Source organism: Anabaena sp. PCC 7938 (assembly GCF_049315035.1).
Lineage (GTDB): Bacteria > Cyanobacteriota > Cyanobacteriia > Cyanobacteriales > Nostocaceae > Anabaena > Anabaena cylindrica.
On record NZ_CP186034.1, the window covers coordinates 2504620 to 2522500 of the forward strand.

At 39.5% G+C, this 17881-nt stretch carries 15 protein-coding genes (1 of these 15 cut by a window edge); 9 read left to right on the forward strand and 6 right to left on the reverse strand.

The window, feature by feature from the left end; genetic code table 11:
• Positions 1–129: 129 nt before the first annotated feature.
• Positions 130–960 (reverse strand): FecR family protein, encoded by an 831-nt coding sequence (locus ACOWPH_RS11570; RefSeq protein ID WP_015215534.1) that lies wholly within the window; start codon positions 958–960, stop codon positions 130–132.
• A 227-nt stretch (positions 961–1187) separates the two neighbouring features.
• On the opposite strand from ACOWPH_RS11570, the gene ACOWPH_RS11575 reads away from it, so the two are divergent.
• Positions 1188–1469 carry a WGxxGxxG family protein gene (locus tag ACOWPH_RS11575; protein ID WP_015215535.1) on the forward strand — a complete coding sequence of 94 codons (282 nt, stop codon included), beginning with the start codon at positions 1188–1190 and terminating at the stop codon, positions 1467–1469.
• 277 nt (positions 1470–1746) lie between these two features.
• On the opposite strand, the gene ACOWPH_RS11580 is transcribed toward ACOWPH_RS11575, so the two are convergent.
• A complete protein-coding gene (locus ACOWPH_RS11580; RefSeq protein ID WP_015215536.1) occupies positions 1747–3153 on the reverse strand; it encodes an IctB family putative bicarbonate transporter in 1407 nt (468 codons plus the stop codon).
• Positions 3154–3445: 292 nt separating this feature from the next.
• Positions 3446–4993, reverse strand: a complete 1548-nt coding sequence (locus ACOWPH_RS11585) for a GAF domain-containing sensor histidine kinase (protein WP_015215537.1) — start codon at positions 4991–4993, stop codon at positions 3446–3448.
• Positions 4994–5657: 664 nt separating this feature from the next.
• Between ACOWPH_RS11585 and ACOWPH_RS11590 the strand changes: the two genes are divergently transcribed.
• The 5 genes from ACOWPH_RS11590 to ACOWPH_RS11610 all read left to right on the forward strand — a co-directional run bounded on the left by ACOWPH_RS11590 (position 5658) and on the right by ACOWPH_RS11610 (position 12253).
• A complete protein-coding gene (locus ACOWPH_RS11590; protein WP_015215539.1) occupies positions 5658–6800 on the forward strand; it encodes a DegT/DnrJ/EryC1/StrS family aminotransferase in 1143 nt (380 codons plus the stop codon).
• Positions 6801–6910: 110 nt separating this feature from the next.
• The gene (crtB, locus tag ACOWPH_RS11595) at positions 6911–7813 is read left to right on the forward strand and encodes a cyanoexosortase B (protein WP_015215540.1); all 903 of its coding nucleotides are present in this window, start codon (positions 6911–6913) and stop codon (positions 7811–7813) included.
• 60 nt (positions 7814–7873) lie between these two features.
• Complete coding sequence (locus tag ACOWPH_RS11600; protein ID WP_015215541.1) at positions 7874–8596, forward strand: cyanoexosortase B system-associated protein; 723 nt, start codon at positions 7874–7876, stop codon at positions 8594–8596.
• A gap of 32 nt (positions 8597–8628) precedes the next feature.
• Complete coding sequence (locus ACOWPH_RS11605) at positions 8629–9999, forward strand: polysaccharide biosynthesis/export family protein (protein WP_015215542.1); 1371 nt, start codon at positions 8629–8631, stop codon at positions 9997–9999.
• Between the two features lie 67 nt (positions 10000–10066).
• On the forward strand, positions 10067–12253 hold the full coding sequence (locus tag ACOWPH_RS11610) for a GumC family protein (protein WP_015215543.1): 2187 nt from the start codon (positions 10067–10069) through the stop codon (positions 12251–12253).
• Between the two features lie 357 nt (positions 12254–12610).
• Here ACOWPH_RS11610 and ACOWPH_RS11615 read toward each other — a convergent pair whose 3' ends face one another.
• Complete coding sequence (locus ACOWPH_RS11615) at positions 12611–13327, reverse strand: response regulator transcription factor (RefSeq protein ID WP_015215544.1); 717 nt, start codon at positions 13325–13327, stop codon at positions 12611–12613.
• 604 nt (positions 13328–13931) lie between these two features.
• On the opposite strand from ACOWPH_RS11615, the gene ACOWPH_RS11620 reads away from it, so the two are divergent.
• Complete coding sequence (locus ACOWPH_RS11620) at positions 13932–14558, forward strand: CPP1-like family protein (RefSeq protein ID WP_015215545.1); 627 nt, start codon at positions 13932–13934, stop codon at positions 14556–14558.
• A gap of 68 nt (positions 14559–14626) precedes the next feature.
• Here the strand turns inward: ACOWPH_RS11620 and menD are convergent, their stop codons facing one another.
• Entirely contained in the window at positions 14627–16348 is a 1722-nt protein-coding gene (menD, locus tag ACOWPH_RS11625) for a 2-succinyl-5-enolpyruvyl-6-hydroxy-3-cyclohexene-1-carboxylic-acid synthase (protein WP_015215546.1), read from the reverse strand.
• 104 nt (positions 16349–16452) lie between these two features.
• On the opposite strand from menD, the gene folB reads away from it, so the two are divergent.
• Both folB and ACOWPH_RS11635 read left to right on the forward strand, forming a co-directional pair.
• The gene (gene folB / locus ACOWPH_RS11630) at positions 16453–16848 is read left to right on the forward strand and encodes a dihydroneopterin aldolase (protein WP_015215547.1); all 396 of its coding nucleotides are present in this window, start codon (positions 16453–16455) and stop codon (positions 16846–16848) included.
• Positions 16849–16960: 112 nt separating this feature from the next.
• Positions 16961–17503, forward strand: coding sequence for an REP-associated tyrosine transposase (locus ACOWPH_RS11635; protein ID WP_015215548.1), 543 nt, complete (start codon positions 16961–16963; stop codon positions 17501–17503).
• 267 nt (positions 17504–17770) lie between these two features.
• On the opposite strand, the gene ACOWPH_RS11640 is transcribed toward ACOWPH_RS11635, so the two are convergent.
• Positions 17771–17881, reverse strand: partial view of a pentapeptide repeat-containing protein gene (locus tag ACOWPH_RS11640; RefSeq protein ID WP_015215549.1) — the end only. The gene runs 561 nt beyond the window's last position; the window shows 111 of its 672 coding nt (coding positions 562–672); its start codon lies off the right edge, out of view; the stop codon is at positions 17771–17773.

The window sequence follows — 17881 nt, forward strand, 5'->3', positions numbered from 1 at the left end:
AATTACGTGAATTGGATAAAAACTCTAGACCAATGCAGATTTTTAATTGACCTATGGGATTATACAGCGATAGGCTACGCGCGACCGTAGGTCATCGCATCTCTCTTTTTTGGCTTGATTCACTAGCTTTTAAGGAACAATTAATTCATAATCTTGTTTTTTGCTTAAAGGTGTTGTTACTCTCATCGCAACACGCCGATTAGCTGGCATAGGGATAGTAATGTCAAAATTTCCACTTCGATCAGTAATCAGCGGTTGATTTAGCAACATGACCAAGTTAACTGGATCAACTTTAGCAACAATACGGACTTGTTGATTGCTTCTTTCTTCTAGTACTTGCACATCTAATCTTGTATCATTTCGCAATGGAGTAGGTACTGAAGGTGGTTCTCCTGGAATCACTATGGTCTGAAAACCTCTATTTACATATACTCTTTGACCTTGAGCCGTTGTTGCTACACTGCCGATGAGAGTTGCTACACCTGTTTTACCAGTCGGTTGAACACTCACACCAAAGTCTGTCCCTCGCACGCCTGTAATCCCTGCTGGAGTCTCTATTTGCAAGGTGGAATCTTGATGTGTAAAGGCACGTATTTTCAGCCGTACCTGTCCACCTGTCACCTGTAAATTGGTAACGTGTCCACCCTGACTAGTTGTTTGCAGTTTTTGAATTTCGAGTTTTGTATTTTCTGCAACCTGAATAAAACCAATACCAGTATCTAGGGCAAGCATACTACTCGAACGCTGGCCTGTACTAATGCTATCTCCTACATTTTGTAGTTTTATGCCTATGCGAGCTAATTGGGAAATCTGTCTATTTCGGTAGGTAACATTTCCAGAAGTACTGCGAACTTCTAAGTAGCGGTTGATTTTTAGTCGTATTTTTTTCTGAGCTGATACTTGGGTAATTGTTAATAGTCCCACAAATAATATGCTGAATAGCAGCCAGAGTTTTTTCATCACCTAATTTCACCGCCAGTAAACCACCCGTGTATTTAATTTACGCGATCGCTAAACCATTTATAAATGGTTTTTATAAATTAGTTAAAAATAAAATTAGTTCACATATATATCTTTCTTTAGCCTGATTTAGAAGCGAACCGAGTTTATACCCAGAGATTGATTTAGCAAATTGTGGAAATAGATACACTGTTTAATATCTGAGTAAGATATAAGGCACTTTTAGCATGATAAGTAATTTAACCAAAACAGTAGGCGTTGGGGTTCTGACTTTGACTATGGGAATTTTACCCTTAAGTTTCCCCGCACAAGCCCAAGACACTCAACCTAGAACTGACACTGCGGCACCAAATAGGGTTGTGTATGATGATCGCGCTAATACTGATTGGGGTTGGCTGGGATTAATTGGTCTTTTAGGTCTAGCTGGGTTAGCAGGTAAAAAGCGCAACGAAGAACCAACCCGTTATCGTGACCCTAATGCACCAGGGGCCAGCAGCTATAGGGACTAGTATCACCTGAGTTCGGAGTTCGGAGTTAGGAGTTAGGAGTTTGGAGACGCTACGCGAACGGAGTTATGATTTTTAAGAGCGAGAGAATAAGGGTTTGAAACTCCCCCCAGTAGGAGTTTTCCACAAATTATCTTATCTCGAACTCAGGTTACACCAATTAGCTATTTAGCTATAAAAAAATAGTCAGTTGTCAGTGGAAATAATGCTGACAACTAGACTAATCGGCAAATGAATATCAAATCCTTATACAGGACTGATATCTAATTTCTGGATAATTCTACTGAACAACTCTAGATTGATTTGCTGGTTGATTTAAAGGTTGCCAATAGCTGGCAATTAAGGCCACCATTAGCCACCAAACAGTATTAACCTCTGGACGATACCAGACAGTATCCACAGTTCCGTGAGCGAGCATACCCAATAAAGTTGCGATCGCACCTATAATCCAAAGTCCTTCCACACTTCTAGATTGCCGTAACTTTTGCAGTTGAATAAATGCCATATTAAAAGTAACAATTACCAACCAGAGAAAACTCGCTAAACCCAAAAAGCCAGTTTCTACAACCATTTCTAAAAAAATTGAATAGGCACTCAAAGCCGTATATCGGGGTTGTTGGTAGAGAGGGTAAACCTTGTTAAAAGAATTGTGTCCAGGGCCAATACCAATAATTGGGCGATCGCGTATCATCCTAAAAACAGCATCCCAGACATTACGGCGGAAATTATTACTACTATCTTGACGATCTGCAAAAATACTCACAACCCGCAAACGCACAGGCTCGACAAATATCACAGCCAGCACCAAGACTCCAATCAAACCTCCGACAATAATTGGTAATAACCAAGTGCGCCAAAATGGCGGCATTTCCAAACTCCACCAATAAACTAACAATGCCATCGCCGTCAAAAGTGCTACTACTAAAGCAATCCAGCCGCCACGACTATAAGTAAGAACCAAACAGGAAGTATTGACAACAAACATCGTTGCAGCTAAAGATTTCTTCAGCCAACCATGCCAAGCAAAAATCGCCACTAAGCTCAACACTACTGCTGGTATCAAATATCCTGCCAGTAAATTGGGATTACCCAAATAACTATAAACCCTAGTCGTCTTAGATAGAGCAGACTCTGGATCAACCCAAGTTGCTAGTGGTTTAGCACCAAAAAACCATTGTCGAATCCCATAGACACTGACAATTAGGGATATATGTAAATAAACAGTGATCAGCCAAGACCGAAGGCGGGGAAATCTCAGCACCCTAGCGCAGACAGTAAAGAGTAATAAATAGAGTGTTAATATTGCCAAGTCATTCAACGCTGCCTTTTTCACTGGGGATAAAGCTGTAGCGATCGCAGCTATTCCCCAATACAGTAATACCAACAGATGAATAGGAGTGACAGAAGCTGCATTTACAGAAGTAGTTTCATCAGATAAAGTCAACAACAGCCAAAATCCTATACAAGCCACCATTAATACCAGCATTAAAACACTGGAGACAAAAGGCGCAAAACCATAGACCAGACTGAGAAGAGCCGCCGCTATTGTATCTCCCCACTGCATTAAAAGACTGGTTTGCCGCCAAGGACGTAAAATTCCCACCATCAAACGATGCAAATAACTCGTAGACAGGTATTCCTTCAGCGGTAAAGAAGATAAAGTAAATTTTTGCCAGACTAAATTCATAAACAACGTTGTCACCAATTAGCACTTATATGCAGAACTTGGCTTTTATGATAATGCCGGTCGTTATCCAAAGATCACAACTGAGATTAGCAATTGAAAAATTGTGCCTTATGATTAACCTGAGCTAGACATAAGATAATTTGTGGACAACTCGCCCCCAGTAGGAGTCTCAAACCCTTATTCTCTCGCTCTTAAAAATCATAACTCCGTTCCCGTAGCGTCTCCGTTCGGCGAAGCCGTGCCGTAGGCATAGGAGAAACTCCGAACTCCTAACACCGAACTCAGGTTGTGATTAGGTTTCATTATTGATTAATTGTCGGGGTTTCGCCGCTTGCAGTGGCAAAGAAATCACATAGCGGTATCCTGACTCTAGTGAACCTTGTATGGCAATGTGTCCGCCATGAAGTTCTGCTAGATGACAGCTAAGTAACAAACCTATTTTTTCACGAGATCGATGACCAGATAAATTAGCTAAATCCTGATCTGACGTATTAACCAGTATTCCTTGTTGCTCTTCAATCAGATTTTGTGATGTATTCAATCTTTTTGGCAAATTCTCCTGATTATCTGTAGCAATATTATACTTTTCCTCTCCACCGACTATTTCTAATATAGACAAGGAATCAGTGTGTACGTAAGGGTCAATTTCAGTAATTCCATCTCCCAAATAGGGATGGGAAACCCAAACAGTAATAGAGAGCGTATCTTCTCTGCCAGAAATATGAACACGAATAATGCTACCTGTGGCAGAAAGTTGAATCACACTAAATAGCAAGTGATACAAAATCTGCCGTACCTTATCTTTATCTAAAGGACAAATACGATTGCGTCCTGGCTCTATAGACAAACGAATATCTTGATCACGACGGACAGCTACTTCTGCTAGTGTATATATGGCTTGTTGACACAGCATTTCAATATCCACAGAAACTAAGTTCAGCACATCCGAAGCATCATTTATTGTTCCTAGTTCAGTAATTTCATTCACCAAAGAAAGCAAATACTTGCCACTGTGTTGAATAATTTCTAGATATTCTCGCTGCTTAGTTGTCAAAGGCCCATAAATCTCCCGGCCAAGAACACCAGCCATACCCAGTACAGATGTTAAAGGTGTACGCAACTCTTGAGTTAATTGGCCTAAGAGTTCTAGTTTCAGTTGCTGAGTAGAACCAGAGGCTGTTTCTAGAATTGGTGGGGAAATTTTGAGGTCAATGATCTGTTCTTCTGAAAATGGCAAACTAGAAATGCTTCTAATGTTGCTTTTTGGTGATTTCCCCTGTAACAAACGATTACGCTCAAATTCACTCATACTCCAACGAGCAATGATTTGCAAAAACTCAATGTCTCGCTCTGTAAAATTACGTGGTTTGCGATCCATCACTGCTAATGCACCTAAGCAATATCCAGCAGCATCAATTAATGGCGCTCCTAAGTAGGAACGAATGCCATACTTCTGCACTAAATCGCTGGTAAATATTTCTGTATCTATGCTGTTTTTAGTATCATTAATGACTATCGTTTGTGAGCTTTCTACCACCTGTGTGCAGAAGGACTCTCGACGTAATAATTGACGATTTTTTGCCAAATTATTCATCAGTCCTAACCTTGATAAACCCACCGATGACTTGAACCAGTGAATTTCTTGATCTATAAATCCCAAAATGGAAATTTCGGCTTCCAAAAAGTGGGCAGCGGTTTGAGTGGCTTCTTCAAATATCGGAATGGTTTCTAATTGTCGTAAACCTAACTCTGTCAAGACTTTTAGGCGTTTTTGCTCTTGAATTTCTAAAGAATTCCAACCATCATCAGGGGCAAATAATTTATTTTCAGGTTCTATCATCACCAGTACTACCTTGATAATCTTTCGATACGGTCAATTTTATAACCACTATCATGTGGTTATTATGTTCTATTTCTCAGCATTCCCCAATTTCACCTCCGATCAACAGGTTGGGCAAAAAAATTTTTACTTGCTTCCAGAGGTTGGTGAGAGAATCTCTAAAATTGGTAGATACTAGTAATAAAAATATTACTTAAGTAGAGAATTTTTACTAAGGAGAATATGTCAGTGAGATATAGTTTTGCATCGTCAAGCCTGTAGGAATGGGGTTTACCCATGAGTATTAACTTAGGCTCAAATCTTTACCATATACAGAAAAACGCTACAATCAGTTTTTTGCTGCTGTTGCGGGAATGTAAACTGCGCCTGTTATGGCCTCATAATTTTGGGCAAAAATTCGAGTCTATAAACCTAATTATTTGGTGTCAAAGAGAATTGGCTATCCTATCTTATATTGGGCAGGTACAAGCTGTGAATATTCATTTTGAGTTGGGATTTAAATGATCAGTTATTAATGTTTGTTAAAAATTGAAATTTCATCAAAAATTCACTGTTTTTTTATTAATTGCTCAGACAACAGCTATGTGTGAAATTGAAAATGTAATACATTTTGTGAGATAGTATGTTGCTACTGAATTTTTGATACTCACAGGACAGAAATAAAATGACTATTAAAGTTCCTTTTGTAGACCTAAATTTACAACATCAGCCGATTCAAACTCAGTTGCAACAGGCAATTCAGGATGTATTGGCAAAGGGAGATTTTATTTTAGGACAAGCTGTATCCGATTTTGAAGAAGCGTTTGCAGCGGCATCTGGTACGGAGTACGGAATTGGTGTGGCATCGGGAACCGATGCGATCGCTCTCGGACTGCAAGCTTGTCACATCGGTGCTGGTGATGAAGTCATTTTACCAGCTAATACTTTTATTGCCACACTGATCGGTGTGGTTAGTGCTGGTGCTACACCAATTTTAGTAGATTGTGACCCCCAAACAGCTTTAATTGACTTGGAAGCAGCCTCTAAAGCCATTACACCCCGCACCAAAGCTATTATTCCCGTACATCTATATGGTCAAATGGTATCACCAAGCCAATTATTTGACTTTGCTGATACTCATAAAGTGCTAATTTTTGAAGATGCAGCCCAAGCCCACTTGGCAGAAAGAGAAGGATATAAAGCAGGTTCGGTGGGCATGGCAGCAGCCTTTAGTTTCTATCCCAGCAAGAATTTAGGGGCTTTTGGGGATGGGGGAATGGTAATAACACGAGATGCAGACGTAGCGGCAAAAATGCGTCGGTTGCGAAATTATGGCTCATCTCAAAAGTATGTGCATCTTGAACCAGGTACTAATAGCCGTTTAGATACCTTGCAAGCAGCAATATTACACCAAAAATTACCTCATCTATCTGGGTGGAATAGCGATCGCTTTACCATTGCTAAACAGTATAATATAGAACTAGAATCATTAGAGTCTGCTGGTGTAATCCCCATGGTTAACCAAAGTGGCACAGGACATATATATCATCTCTATGTCATCAAAATTGATGATTCTTGTCCTCTCGAACGCCAGCAACTACAAGATCAACTGACAGCAGTCGGAATTCAAACTGGTATTCATTACCCAATTCCCTGTCATCTTCAACCCGCATTTAGCCAATTAGGTTATCAACAAGGAGACTTCCCTCAATCAGAAAAATTATCCCAACAAATATTATCCTTGCCCATGTACCCAGGTTTAAACAATAGTCAAATTAAAGAAGTTGTAACTGCTATCTTTTCAAGCTTCAACATCGCCAAAAAATGAGCTGAAATTAAATTTTAGTTTTCACTAATAACCACTATTCACGGCAAATTTTAATAGTGATTTTGTTTCATAACGTGAAAATAACCCTGATTTAATTGTGAATTAAAATTATGGAATTCCAACAACAAATTAAAATCCGCAGTACAGGCCAATTGTTAAACTTAGGCATTTTAATAATTTTCTTCCTGCTTTATGCTCCGATCTTGCTACATTGGTTAGATGGTTGGTTACACAAAAGTATCAGCATTGAACATGAATATTTCAGCCACGGTATTATCGGTTTACCATTTGCTGGTTATATCGCTTGGACAAATCGGAAAAAATGGCAACGGTTGCCCGATTCATCCCATCCTGTTAGCATCGGCTTATTAATAACAGGCGTGATTTTTTACCTAAGTGGTGTATCCGAATGGGTTAACCTGTCCTTACCTACCATACTGGTCGGACTATGCTTATGGTTCAAGGGCATACCAGGCTTACAATTGCAAGGTTTTCCCCTTTTATTAGTGTTTTTGGCTACCCCAACAGCGTTACCTTACATAATAGCGCCCTATACCTTTCCTTTACAAAGCTTTATCGCCAGTACAGCAGCCTTTATCCTCAATCAGTTTGGCATGAACGTCATAGTAGATGGAATCAACCTCTACGTAAATGGACGAATTGTGGAAGTAGCCCCCTACTGTGCAGGGTTGAAAATGTTATTTACCACCCTCTACGTCAGCTTAATATTACTTTATTGGACAGAAACCATGTCTTCACGGCGTATAACAGCCTGGTTTTTATCCATTGCTATTGTCATTAGTGTGACAGCCAATATTATTCGTAATACCTTATTGACTTTCTTTCACGGTACTGGTAATCAAGGAGCATTTACATGGCTGCATGATGGTTGGGGTGGTGATCTCTACTCCGCTTGTATGCTCTTATCATTAGTACCTTTACTCAATTGGATGAATAGTTATTTCCCAGAAAAACCAGCAATTGAGTTAGCAGAAACAGTAGAAGAAGCATAAAAGAAATATTTGCTCGTTTTATCCAGTACAATCCTTTCTAAGTGTTGGAAATTTTACTCAATGATTTCCTTATCCAAATTTTTCAGAAAACAGCAATGGAATCAGGTAGCAGTGTTAATCTTACTGCTACTGCTGTTAGCAGTGGGAGCAGTTCCTGGATATCTAACAGGAAAGTGGCAATGGAAGCAGCCACCACCAGTTACTCAACTCAAGCAATTGAAAAATATTCGTAAAGTAGGATTAAGTATTCCTGGGTGGCAAACTATTCAACAGTCGGAAACCCAAATAGGTGAACATAAATGGTCATTGCAAACACTCGAACAACAAGATCAGTCACTTGAAGCTGTACTGCTTTTGCTACCGCAAAATGGCCCAAGAGATCAACCAGAAGTAGAGTGGACAGACGTTAGTGGCTGGGGCAAGTCAACTTGGGGAAAGTGGGATATAGCTCAATATCGGGCTGCTGAATTTACTGTTAAACAGCCATCTCGTCCAGAAGCAAATGCCACTATCAAAGTTAAGGCTAGGTTCTTTAGGGCAACAACACAAAAATCAACTTTTGCTGTCTTACAATGGTACGCAATGCCAAATAGTGGAACTTCATCGCCAGTTTACTGGTTTGTTGTAGACCAAATAGCACAATGGCAGCAAAAGCGTGTTCCTTGGGTGGCTGTGAGTATTCTGATACCAATGGAGCCTTTTGGACAAGTGGAAACATCTTGGAAGAAACTTCAGTCTCTCGGTGAAACAGTGCAAGCAGCATTGATGTCTGTAGCTCTGTAAAGTATTCTATTTAACCAACTATCACTGTATAGATGTTGATAACGTCCAGTTCTCATATACGTACATTCAGCGCCCTGTTTTTGATCACTCTTCAGGTAGGTATTGATTTATCAATAACAATAAAACCTGTTATGTCTCAAAATTTGCCATCATTAGAACAATCACCAGAACAAAATCCTCTGCCTCCAGCAAGTTTTGAGGTGATGCCTCCCAGTGAAAATGATGAAATCTCACCGCAATTCAACCGTTATCTCTTAGGTATAGGAGATACAATCAGTGTGATAGTTCAGCGACCCCCTGGTCTATACCGCTTAGGAATTGGAGATTCTATTGGTGTTACGGTGCAGCGATTTCCAGATTTAAGTTTTCAAGCTGCTATTAATCCAGAAGGCAATATTGTCGTACCACTATTGGGAGTAATTTCCTTACAAGGTTTAACCTTGCAGCAAGCAGAGGCAAAAATTCGCACTGGCTTAAATCGTTATGTTATTGACCCCATTATATCTTTATCACTAACTGGGCAACGTCCAGATTTGAGTTTCCAAGCTGCTATTAGTCAAGATGGTAATGTTGTTATTCCACAAGTAGGGAAAGTCTCTATACTAGGCTTGAGTTTGGAAGAAGCCCAAGAAAAAATTCGTTTGGCTTTAAGCAGTATTACTACAGATCCCGTGGTGATAAGTTTAGCACAGATGCGCCCAGTTCAAGTTACTATTACGGGAGAAGTATTTCGCCCTGGAATTTATGCTGCTAACTCAGGAATGCCGCGAATTACTGAGATTTTACCCTTAGCAGGGGGGTCAACTTTGACCGCAGACCTCCGAAAAGTGCAAATACGTCGTCAGTTAACGGATGGTTCTATAATTTCACAAAATATTAACTTGTATGCTGCCTTGCAAAATGGTGGTTCACTCCCTAATTTACGCTTACAAGATGGGGATGCAATCATTGTACCGCGCCGTGAAATTGGTACTGATGACGGTTATGACCGCAAACTCGTGGCACGTTCAACTTTAGCTATTCCTCAGATTAAAGTCCGAGTTTTAAACTATGCCGCAGGAGGAATCGCAACTCAATCTTTGCCTAATGGGAGTACATTTATAGATGCTTTGGGGGGTATTCGTCTCGACACGGCTAATCTTCGGGATATTGCTCTGGTTCGCTTTGATCCTGAACAGGGTAAAGCTGTTACTCAAAGACTTGATGCTAGAAAGGTACTCGCAGGTGATAATTCTCAAAATGTGGCACTTCAAGACAATGATGTGATAGTTGTTGGTAGAAATCTGGTCGGGAAAATTACTAATTTATTGAATACCATCACGCAACCGTTTTTTAATGTGCAATCATTTCTAAACTTTTTCCAGAACTTTGGTGGCGGATTATTCGGTGGTAGTTCAAATTAAAAATTTACTTAGAAGTAAGAGTTTATAACTCGTAAGTAATAAAATAACTAATGATTAGATAAATGCTATGACACCACCAATTATTAAGCGCTATCTTATTGCTTTTGAAAAATACAAGTGGGTTGGACTAGCTAGTTTTGGTTTAGTGGTAATAGGGTCAACAGTAGTTGCTATACAACCAGATCCACCAGTTACTTATATGGCCGAATCTGCGTTGACATATAATACCCCAACCGTTTCTTTCTCAAAAACTGGTAGTGAAATTCAAGCACAGGGGAAAGAACTAACACCAGAAGTTTTACTATCAGATCCAGTCATTGAGACGGTGGCAGCCAAAGTCAAGACTAACCCGAAAACTATTGCTAAAAATGTAGGAATTAAATTTCCGAGTAGAAATAGAGCAGGAGAATTAGAATCTACATCGATCACAATGAAGTATGTAGATAGCGATGCCAACAGAGCCAAAGATGTATTGCAAGAATTGATGAAAGGAATAGTTCAGTTAAGTAGTGAGATTAATACTGGACGATTAAAGGCGATTATTCAAAAAATCAATGAGCGTTTGCCAGAAATTAAACAAGAACTCCAAGCTGCTGAGAATAAACTAGAAGAATATGATCGACGGGAGAGAACAGCTATTTTAGCAGCAGAAAATGGTAGTTTGCTTAATGGGATTAGTGCTAGCCAAAATCAGCAAAGAGGAATTCAACTAACTATTTCTGGAATTGATGCTCAACTTCGTTCTTTAGAAGATAAGTTGGGGTTAACAGTTGGACAGGCTTATGTTTCTTCTGCTTTGAGTGCTGATCCCATTATTGCTAATTTGCGATCGCAAATTTATCAAACTGAGTCACAAATCGCCGTTCTCCGCAAGGATTTACGACCTGAACACCCGACAATGATTCAGTTAACGCGTCAAAAAGAAGCTTCTGAAGAATTACTGCAACAACGGGCTGCGGAAGTTTTAGGTGGTGGTGGTCTTGCGGCTCCACTGCGGGGGAATGTGACAGGTATTCGCACCCAAAGTAGCTTAGATCCAACGCGTCAGGCATTAGCTAACCAAATGGTAGCTTTACAAACCCAACGAGAGACGCTCGAACAACAACTAAAACAGCAAATTCAACAAGAGGCACAATTACGTCGAGAATATTCTCTCATACCTAATAAACAATTAGAGCGATCGCGCTTGGAGCAGTCTGTTGGTCTGAAAAAAGCTATCTATGACCAAATGCAAGCCAAGCTAACAGATGCTCAAGCCGCAGAAGCAGAAACCGTGAGCAGTTTCACCATTGCTAGACCACCCATAGCTACTAACGTTGCCGTTCCCACCAGGAGTATACCTACAACCTTAGCTATCGGTGGTTTCTTAGGTGCTGTAATTGGTGGTGGGGTAATATTTTTGCTGGGTTCACTGGAAGGAACTTTCAAGACCAAAGAAGATATCCGCGAAAGTCTCAAGGCACGGGAAGTTTTACTATTGGGAGAATTGCCTTTAATGCCAGTTGATGATTTGGCTCCGGAAGCTTTACCCGTAATACTTTCCCCAGATTCTCCCTATTTAGAGTTTTATGAAAAGTTTCGCAGTAATTTGCGCCGGATTGGCGGCAATGACGTTAAAGTGATATTGATTACCAGCGTCAGCAGCCAAGAAGGTAAAACCGTCAGTGCTTACAACTTGGGGATAGCTTCCGCACTTGCTGGTAAAAGAACATTGATTATTGAAACAGATTTGCGATCGCCCTCCCAAGCTGCATCCCTAAAAATAGCTCCTGATTCTTATGCCACTGTTGAACCATTGCTTTATTATTCCAGCCTGAGTGACTGTATTCGCTTAGTTCCTGATGTGGAAAATTTATACATTATTCCCAGCGTCGGACCTGTTCGTCAATCTGCCGCAATTATCGAATCGAGCGAAATGCGCCGCCTGATAGAAGATGCACGAGAACGTTATGATTTAGTAATTTTAGACACAAATCCTCTCAGCATTTCCAATGATCCGTTGTTAATTCAACCCTATAGTGATGGTATCGTGCTAGTTGCCCGACCTAACTATACACAAGAAAATATGCTCGGAGAAGCCATTGATCAGTTGGTAGAAGCTGAGTTAGGACTGTTAGGAGCTATTATTAATAGTGCTGATATCAGAGTTTCCATACCTGAACCAGTGGTAGAATTTTCCTTTCCTGAACCTGAATTAGAACTGGAAGTAATAGAACAATCAGAAGACATATCCACTATTTTTGGTAAACGTTAATACATATTAATGTCAGTACTTCGTTTGTATAGTTATAGCGTAGCGTGGCGACATAGGAGTCATCCGCTACGCTATACAGAATGAAATGAGGCATTTCTTTTTGTGGAGTTCTCTAAGAGTATTCCCAGTAAAAAATGTCCAATTGTCATTGCTTCATTCTGCTTTGCTAATTGATTTCTGGGAACACTCTTAATGTCAGATTAAGCCAGAGAAATTTACCATTAGCCATGCCAGAGCCAAAGACAATCGTGAAAAAATTGATAACGCAGGCAGGATAACGGTAATTACCATTTCAGATGCACAGTATTCTAATCTTTAGCTGATTTTCAAACAGTCAAGATTTGCAAAACTCCAGATTTAGGATTGGACTTCTTGTTGCAGATGAGTGGAACATTCAAACTTGTACCCTACACCACGCACAGTCTGAATTAATGCAGGCTGACTAGCATCAATTTCAATCTTTTTGCGAATTTGACCGATATGGACATCAACAACTCGCTGATCACCCACATATTCATAGTCCCAGACCTCTTGAATAAGTTCTGCTCGCCGCCAAACTCGACCTGGATGACTGGCTAAAAAATGTAACAAGTCAAATTCTAAAGCAGTTAAAGGTACTATTTCCTCGTTAAGTGTCACTTCCCTCCGTACAGGATCAATCATCAGCTTTTCAAAAATGAGGCGTTTTTGTTCTGCGGTAGTTACAACTCGCTGCCGCCTCAAAATAGCTGCTACTCTTACTTCTAGCTCTCCCAGACCAAATGGCTTGGTGAGATAGTCATCAGCGCCTTTAGAGAAACCGCGAATTTTGTCAGCTTCATCTGTCCGGCTAGTTAGCATGAGTACAAAAACACCATTACGACTTTGCATCTCTTGACAGAGATTAAAGCCAATGACATCTGGTAAATTTACATCTAGGATTACCAAGTCTGGGTTAAATTGCTCAAATAGAGCCAGGGCTGCCTTACCATCTTCGGCAGCTTCCACTTGATAGTTCTGTTTAATCAAAAAGCGTTGGATTAAATTCCGAACCGCAGGGTCGTCATCAACTACAAGAATCTTGGCAGGAGCCATGATCATCACTTTACACAAAAATTCATAGGATTAACAAGGGGAATTGTGTAAAAACACAGTTTACACTTCGTCCATAATTAGGAATCTACAGGGTCTAGGTACAAGTATCCTGATTATTCACAGTAAACTGTAGTCATAATTATGAACGATGTAGGCACCAATCTTCCGGCAATCAGGTCTGCAATTCAGTATATACACTAAATGGTTGTTCCGATCCTATTTGTAGCGTTTTGTCTCAATAGAACACGGTGTTACCAGTCAGATAAAAATTTAAAACATCCTCTCAAAGTAAGATTTAGTTATACAAATCAGACTTCTGTAGCTTGCTGATAGCAAAATGGATACTCATGCAGGAGATATTTTTTTACTACCATGGGAAGTAAAGCTATAGCTACTCAGCAACTGGATGATATACACAGTGTTATAACAATATGTTAAAATGTCCATAGTTAAAATTCCTGGGTCAAACAAACTAACCCGTGCTAATATCCTGTTAAAGGATGGGAATAAGTTGGGACAACTATTTTTGGAACAACATAGACCCAGGTTAGTGTTTTAGTAAACTGAAAACTGCTGCTTACCAAGGCTGAAGTAACAAATTGCCATGAGCGATCAAAATCCCTACGAAAAACTTGGGGTATCAGAAGATGCTAGTTTTGATGAAATTCAGGACGCTCGCAATCGCCTGTTGGATCAACATGGTGGTGATGGCAAGGGTCTAGAACTAATTGAATCAGCTTATGATGCGATTTTAATGGAGCGCCTACGGATGCGTCAAGAAGGTAAAATTAAAGTACCTGAGCGTATCCGCTTTCCAGAAATGCGATCGCAATCTCCTCAGAAAGAAAATCCTACCCCTCGTGAGCAGTCACCTGCATGGCTGCGAAGAATGTTGGATCAACCAAGTATGCCTGATGTGCTATTACCAGGAGCTTGGTATCTGAGTTTAAGCGCTATTAGTTTGTTTTACCCTGCCGCTAGAGATCAGGTTCTACAGCTGGCCTTAGTAGTTGGAGTAGGAGTTAGTATTTATTTTCTCAATCGTAAGGAAAACAAATTTGGCAGAGCCGTATTATTCACGTTAGGAAGTCTAATTATTGGTTTAATATCAGGGGGGCTAATAGCCACCTGGATATTACAGCAAATGCCATTTATAAACTTGACATCAAATCAGTTTTCTACTGTTTTGACGTTTATATTGATGTGGATAATTAGCAGCTTTCTGCGTTAGTGATTTAAGGTTTGAGGTTTGATACCTAGTTCGCTGAGATCACATTTTTCAATTAGCTTTCAAAATAATTATGACAATCTTGCTAAATTGTCTTTCCTCCATTGAGCATCCAATTTCCTATTTGTCCTTACCTCTAAAACCCTTATCCCTATTTTTGGTAATATCTGTAATCTTTCCTGCAATTGCGGCCAGGAACTAATAAACTCATGTTGTACACCATAAGTAGCGCACAACCGAGAAAAATCAATATCTTGTGGTGTAGCAAAAAATTTCTCAAAAAGTGGGTCAAACTTAGCAATTGGCAACAGTTCAAAAATTCCTCCCCCATTATTATTAATTAAAATAATTGTCAGGTGTCCCAGAAATTTCTTACTAATTAAAAAACCATTTGTATCATGCAGTAGGGCTAAGTCTCCTGTCAACATTACGCTACTTTGTTGAATATGTGCTACTCCTAAAGCAGTAGAAAGAGTACCATCAATCCCATTAGCACCCCTGTTAAAATAAGGAATTATTCCTAAATTATTCGGTTTCCAAAAAAATTCTACATCTCTTACTGGCATACTATTAGAAATAAATAAAGGTGTCCCTGGTGGAAGATGTTGAGAAATTAACCAAGCAATTTTACTTTCAATTAATTCATCTATATTTTTAAAAGTTTGGTCAATATTTTTTCTGACTTTGATCTCAGCTTGACACCATTGTTGTAAATATTTATTTTCTTCCCGGTTTCCCATTCCCTCATATTTTAATTGTTCAATATCTTCTATAGATATTCTTAAATGTGTCGTTTTTCCATGTAAAGGGTCTAAATTTTGAGAACAACTATCAATCACCCAATGTTGAGGTTTGGTAGAAATCAACCAATGACGTAATTCTTTACTAGTCGGCATTTCTCCTATTTGAATTACAATCTTTGGTATTAAGACTTCGGCAAATTGCTGATTACGTAAAATGATGTCGTAGGTAGAAATTAAATAAGGATTGAAGTCTGCATAATTTCTGACTGGGGAGAGTCCCTCCGCTAAAACAGGCCAGTTGAGTGTTTGGGAAAGGTGTGCGATCGCTTTACAATATTCTTGAGGTTGGTTAGGTTGGGCTAAACCAGCAATAATAATACCCCTTTGACATTGTTGCCATTCTTGGGGAATGGGGAATGGGGAATGGGGAATAGGAAATGAAGCAACTATCCCAGCAAAGAAGTCTTCTAAATCTAATGTAAAATTTGTACCATCCGCAACAGGTGCAAGGGGGTCACGGAAGGATATATTTAAATGTACTACTCCTCCTGTAGGAAATTGGCAACGTTCCCAAGCATAAATTACTGTTTGCCTGAGATAACTTAACATTTCCCTATCTGCATTAGGTAAAGCTAACTCTGTTTGCCAGTTGGGATAATTACCATATAATTTTACCTGGTCGATAGTTTGCCCAGAATGACACTCTCTTAATTCTGGCGGTCTATCAGCCGTTAATATTAGTAAAGGAACACGACTTTCTTTAGCTTCAATTACCGCAGGATAAAAATTCGCTCCTGCTGTTCCAGATGTACAAACTAATACAACAGGTTTTTGAGTTGCTTTTGCTAGTCCCAAGGCAAAAAAAGCCGCAGAACGTTCATCTAAAATCGGAATAGCTTCAATATCCGGTGCTTGTTTAGCAAAAGCCACAGTTAACGGTGTCGAACGAGAACCTGGACAAATGACAGCACAGCTTAAACCCAAGCGTTTGAGGGTTTCCGTTAATACATAAGACCAAAGTTGATTAAGATTATGAAAATTAAGCTGCATTAAATTAATATAAACCGATACAACAATTTTTAAATTTTAGATTTTCTGTAGGTATTTAATTTAAAATCTAAAGTGCTAAATTCACGCTCAAACCTCAAATTTTTATGGACTGCATTCACTTAACAGGGATTCGCTGCTACGGCTATACTGGGTTTTTAGCAGAAGAACAGGTATTAGGACAATGGTTTGAGGTCGATGTAAAATTGTGGTTGGATATTACCAAAGCTGCCCAAACTGATGCCATAGAAGATACGATAGATTATCGTCACACTATCAGCTTAATTCAAAATTTGGTCAAGACATCTAAGTTTGCACTTTTAGAAAAATTAGCTGGAGCTATAGCTGATAGTATTTTAGAGGATAGCAATCGCCCAGAGAGCGTTCTTATTACCCAAGTACAGGTTATTCTTACTAAAATCGCCGCACCCATTCCCGACTTTAACGGTAAGATTAGCATTGAAATAACCAGAACTATACCCCGTCTAAGTAGAAACTTATAGTTTTGGCAAAATTAGAAATTTGTGCTGAGCTACAAGAACAGCGTACTGACAAAAGCCCCCCAGACATCCAAAAAATAGCGGTGGGGCGGATCATCGCACTAAAATATTATCTATGGAATACCGCAGAGCTAAGGTAGAAGGAGGGACTTTCTTTTTTACTCAAGTCAGCTACAATCGTCGTCAATTTTTGTGTGAGCCAGAAAAAATTTTCCTGTTACGCAAAGTTTTTAGAGAAGTTATCCAGCGGCATTCATTTACTGTAGATGCGATCGTTATTTTACCAAACCATTTACATTGTATTTGGACATTGCCACCAGGAGATGATGATTTTTCGCGGCGGTGGCGGTTAATTAAGAGCAATTTTACTCGTCTTTGTCATCCACAATATAAGGGAAAAATCTCTGCATCACGTCAACTCAAAAAAGAGCAAGCTGTTTGGCAACGTCGGTTTTGGGAACACCAAATTCGTGATGAGTTTGATTTTCAGCAACACGTTGATTACATTCATTATAATCCGGTGCGACATGGATATGTAATGGCACCCAAGGATTGGCAATATTCGAGTTTTCATCGTTATGTCACCCAGGGTATATATACAATTGATTGGGGTGTTGGTATGAAGTTAGAATTTCCAGATGATGTAGGAAGTGAGTGAACAATATCAAAATATTGTGTTGGTTTAAAGCAATATCTTGTCCATTTTTTGTAGGTTGGATTAAGCGATAGCGCAACCCAAAAAATGCCTTGGGTTTCATTCCTCAACCTACAAATTAAGACTTTTTTCGATTTGGATAAGGTATTGTTAAAGTGAATATATGATGTAGGAATATTTGTACAGTTAATTTATATTTATCAATTCTTTTAGATATCGTTAATGTTGGGTTTCGTTCCTCAACCCAACCTACGAGGAATTGCGATTCCACTATCTTCGTGGGGTTTCATTCCGAATAGTACCATCTGGCATGATGGTATTAATGAAAGTAACTCCCTCCAGCTTGGCACCTTCCAGATTAACCCCAGTCAAGTTAGCATC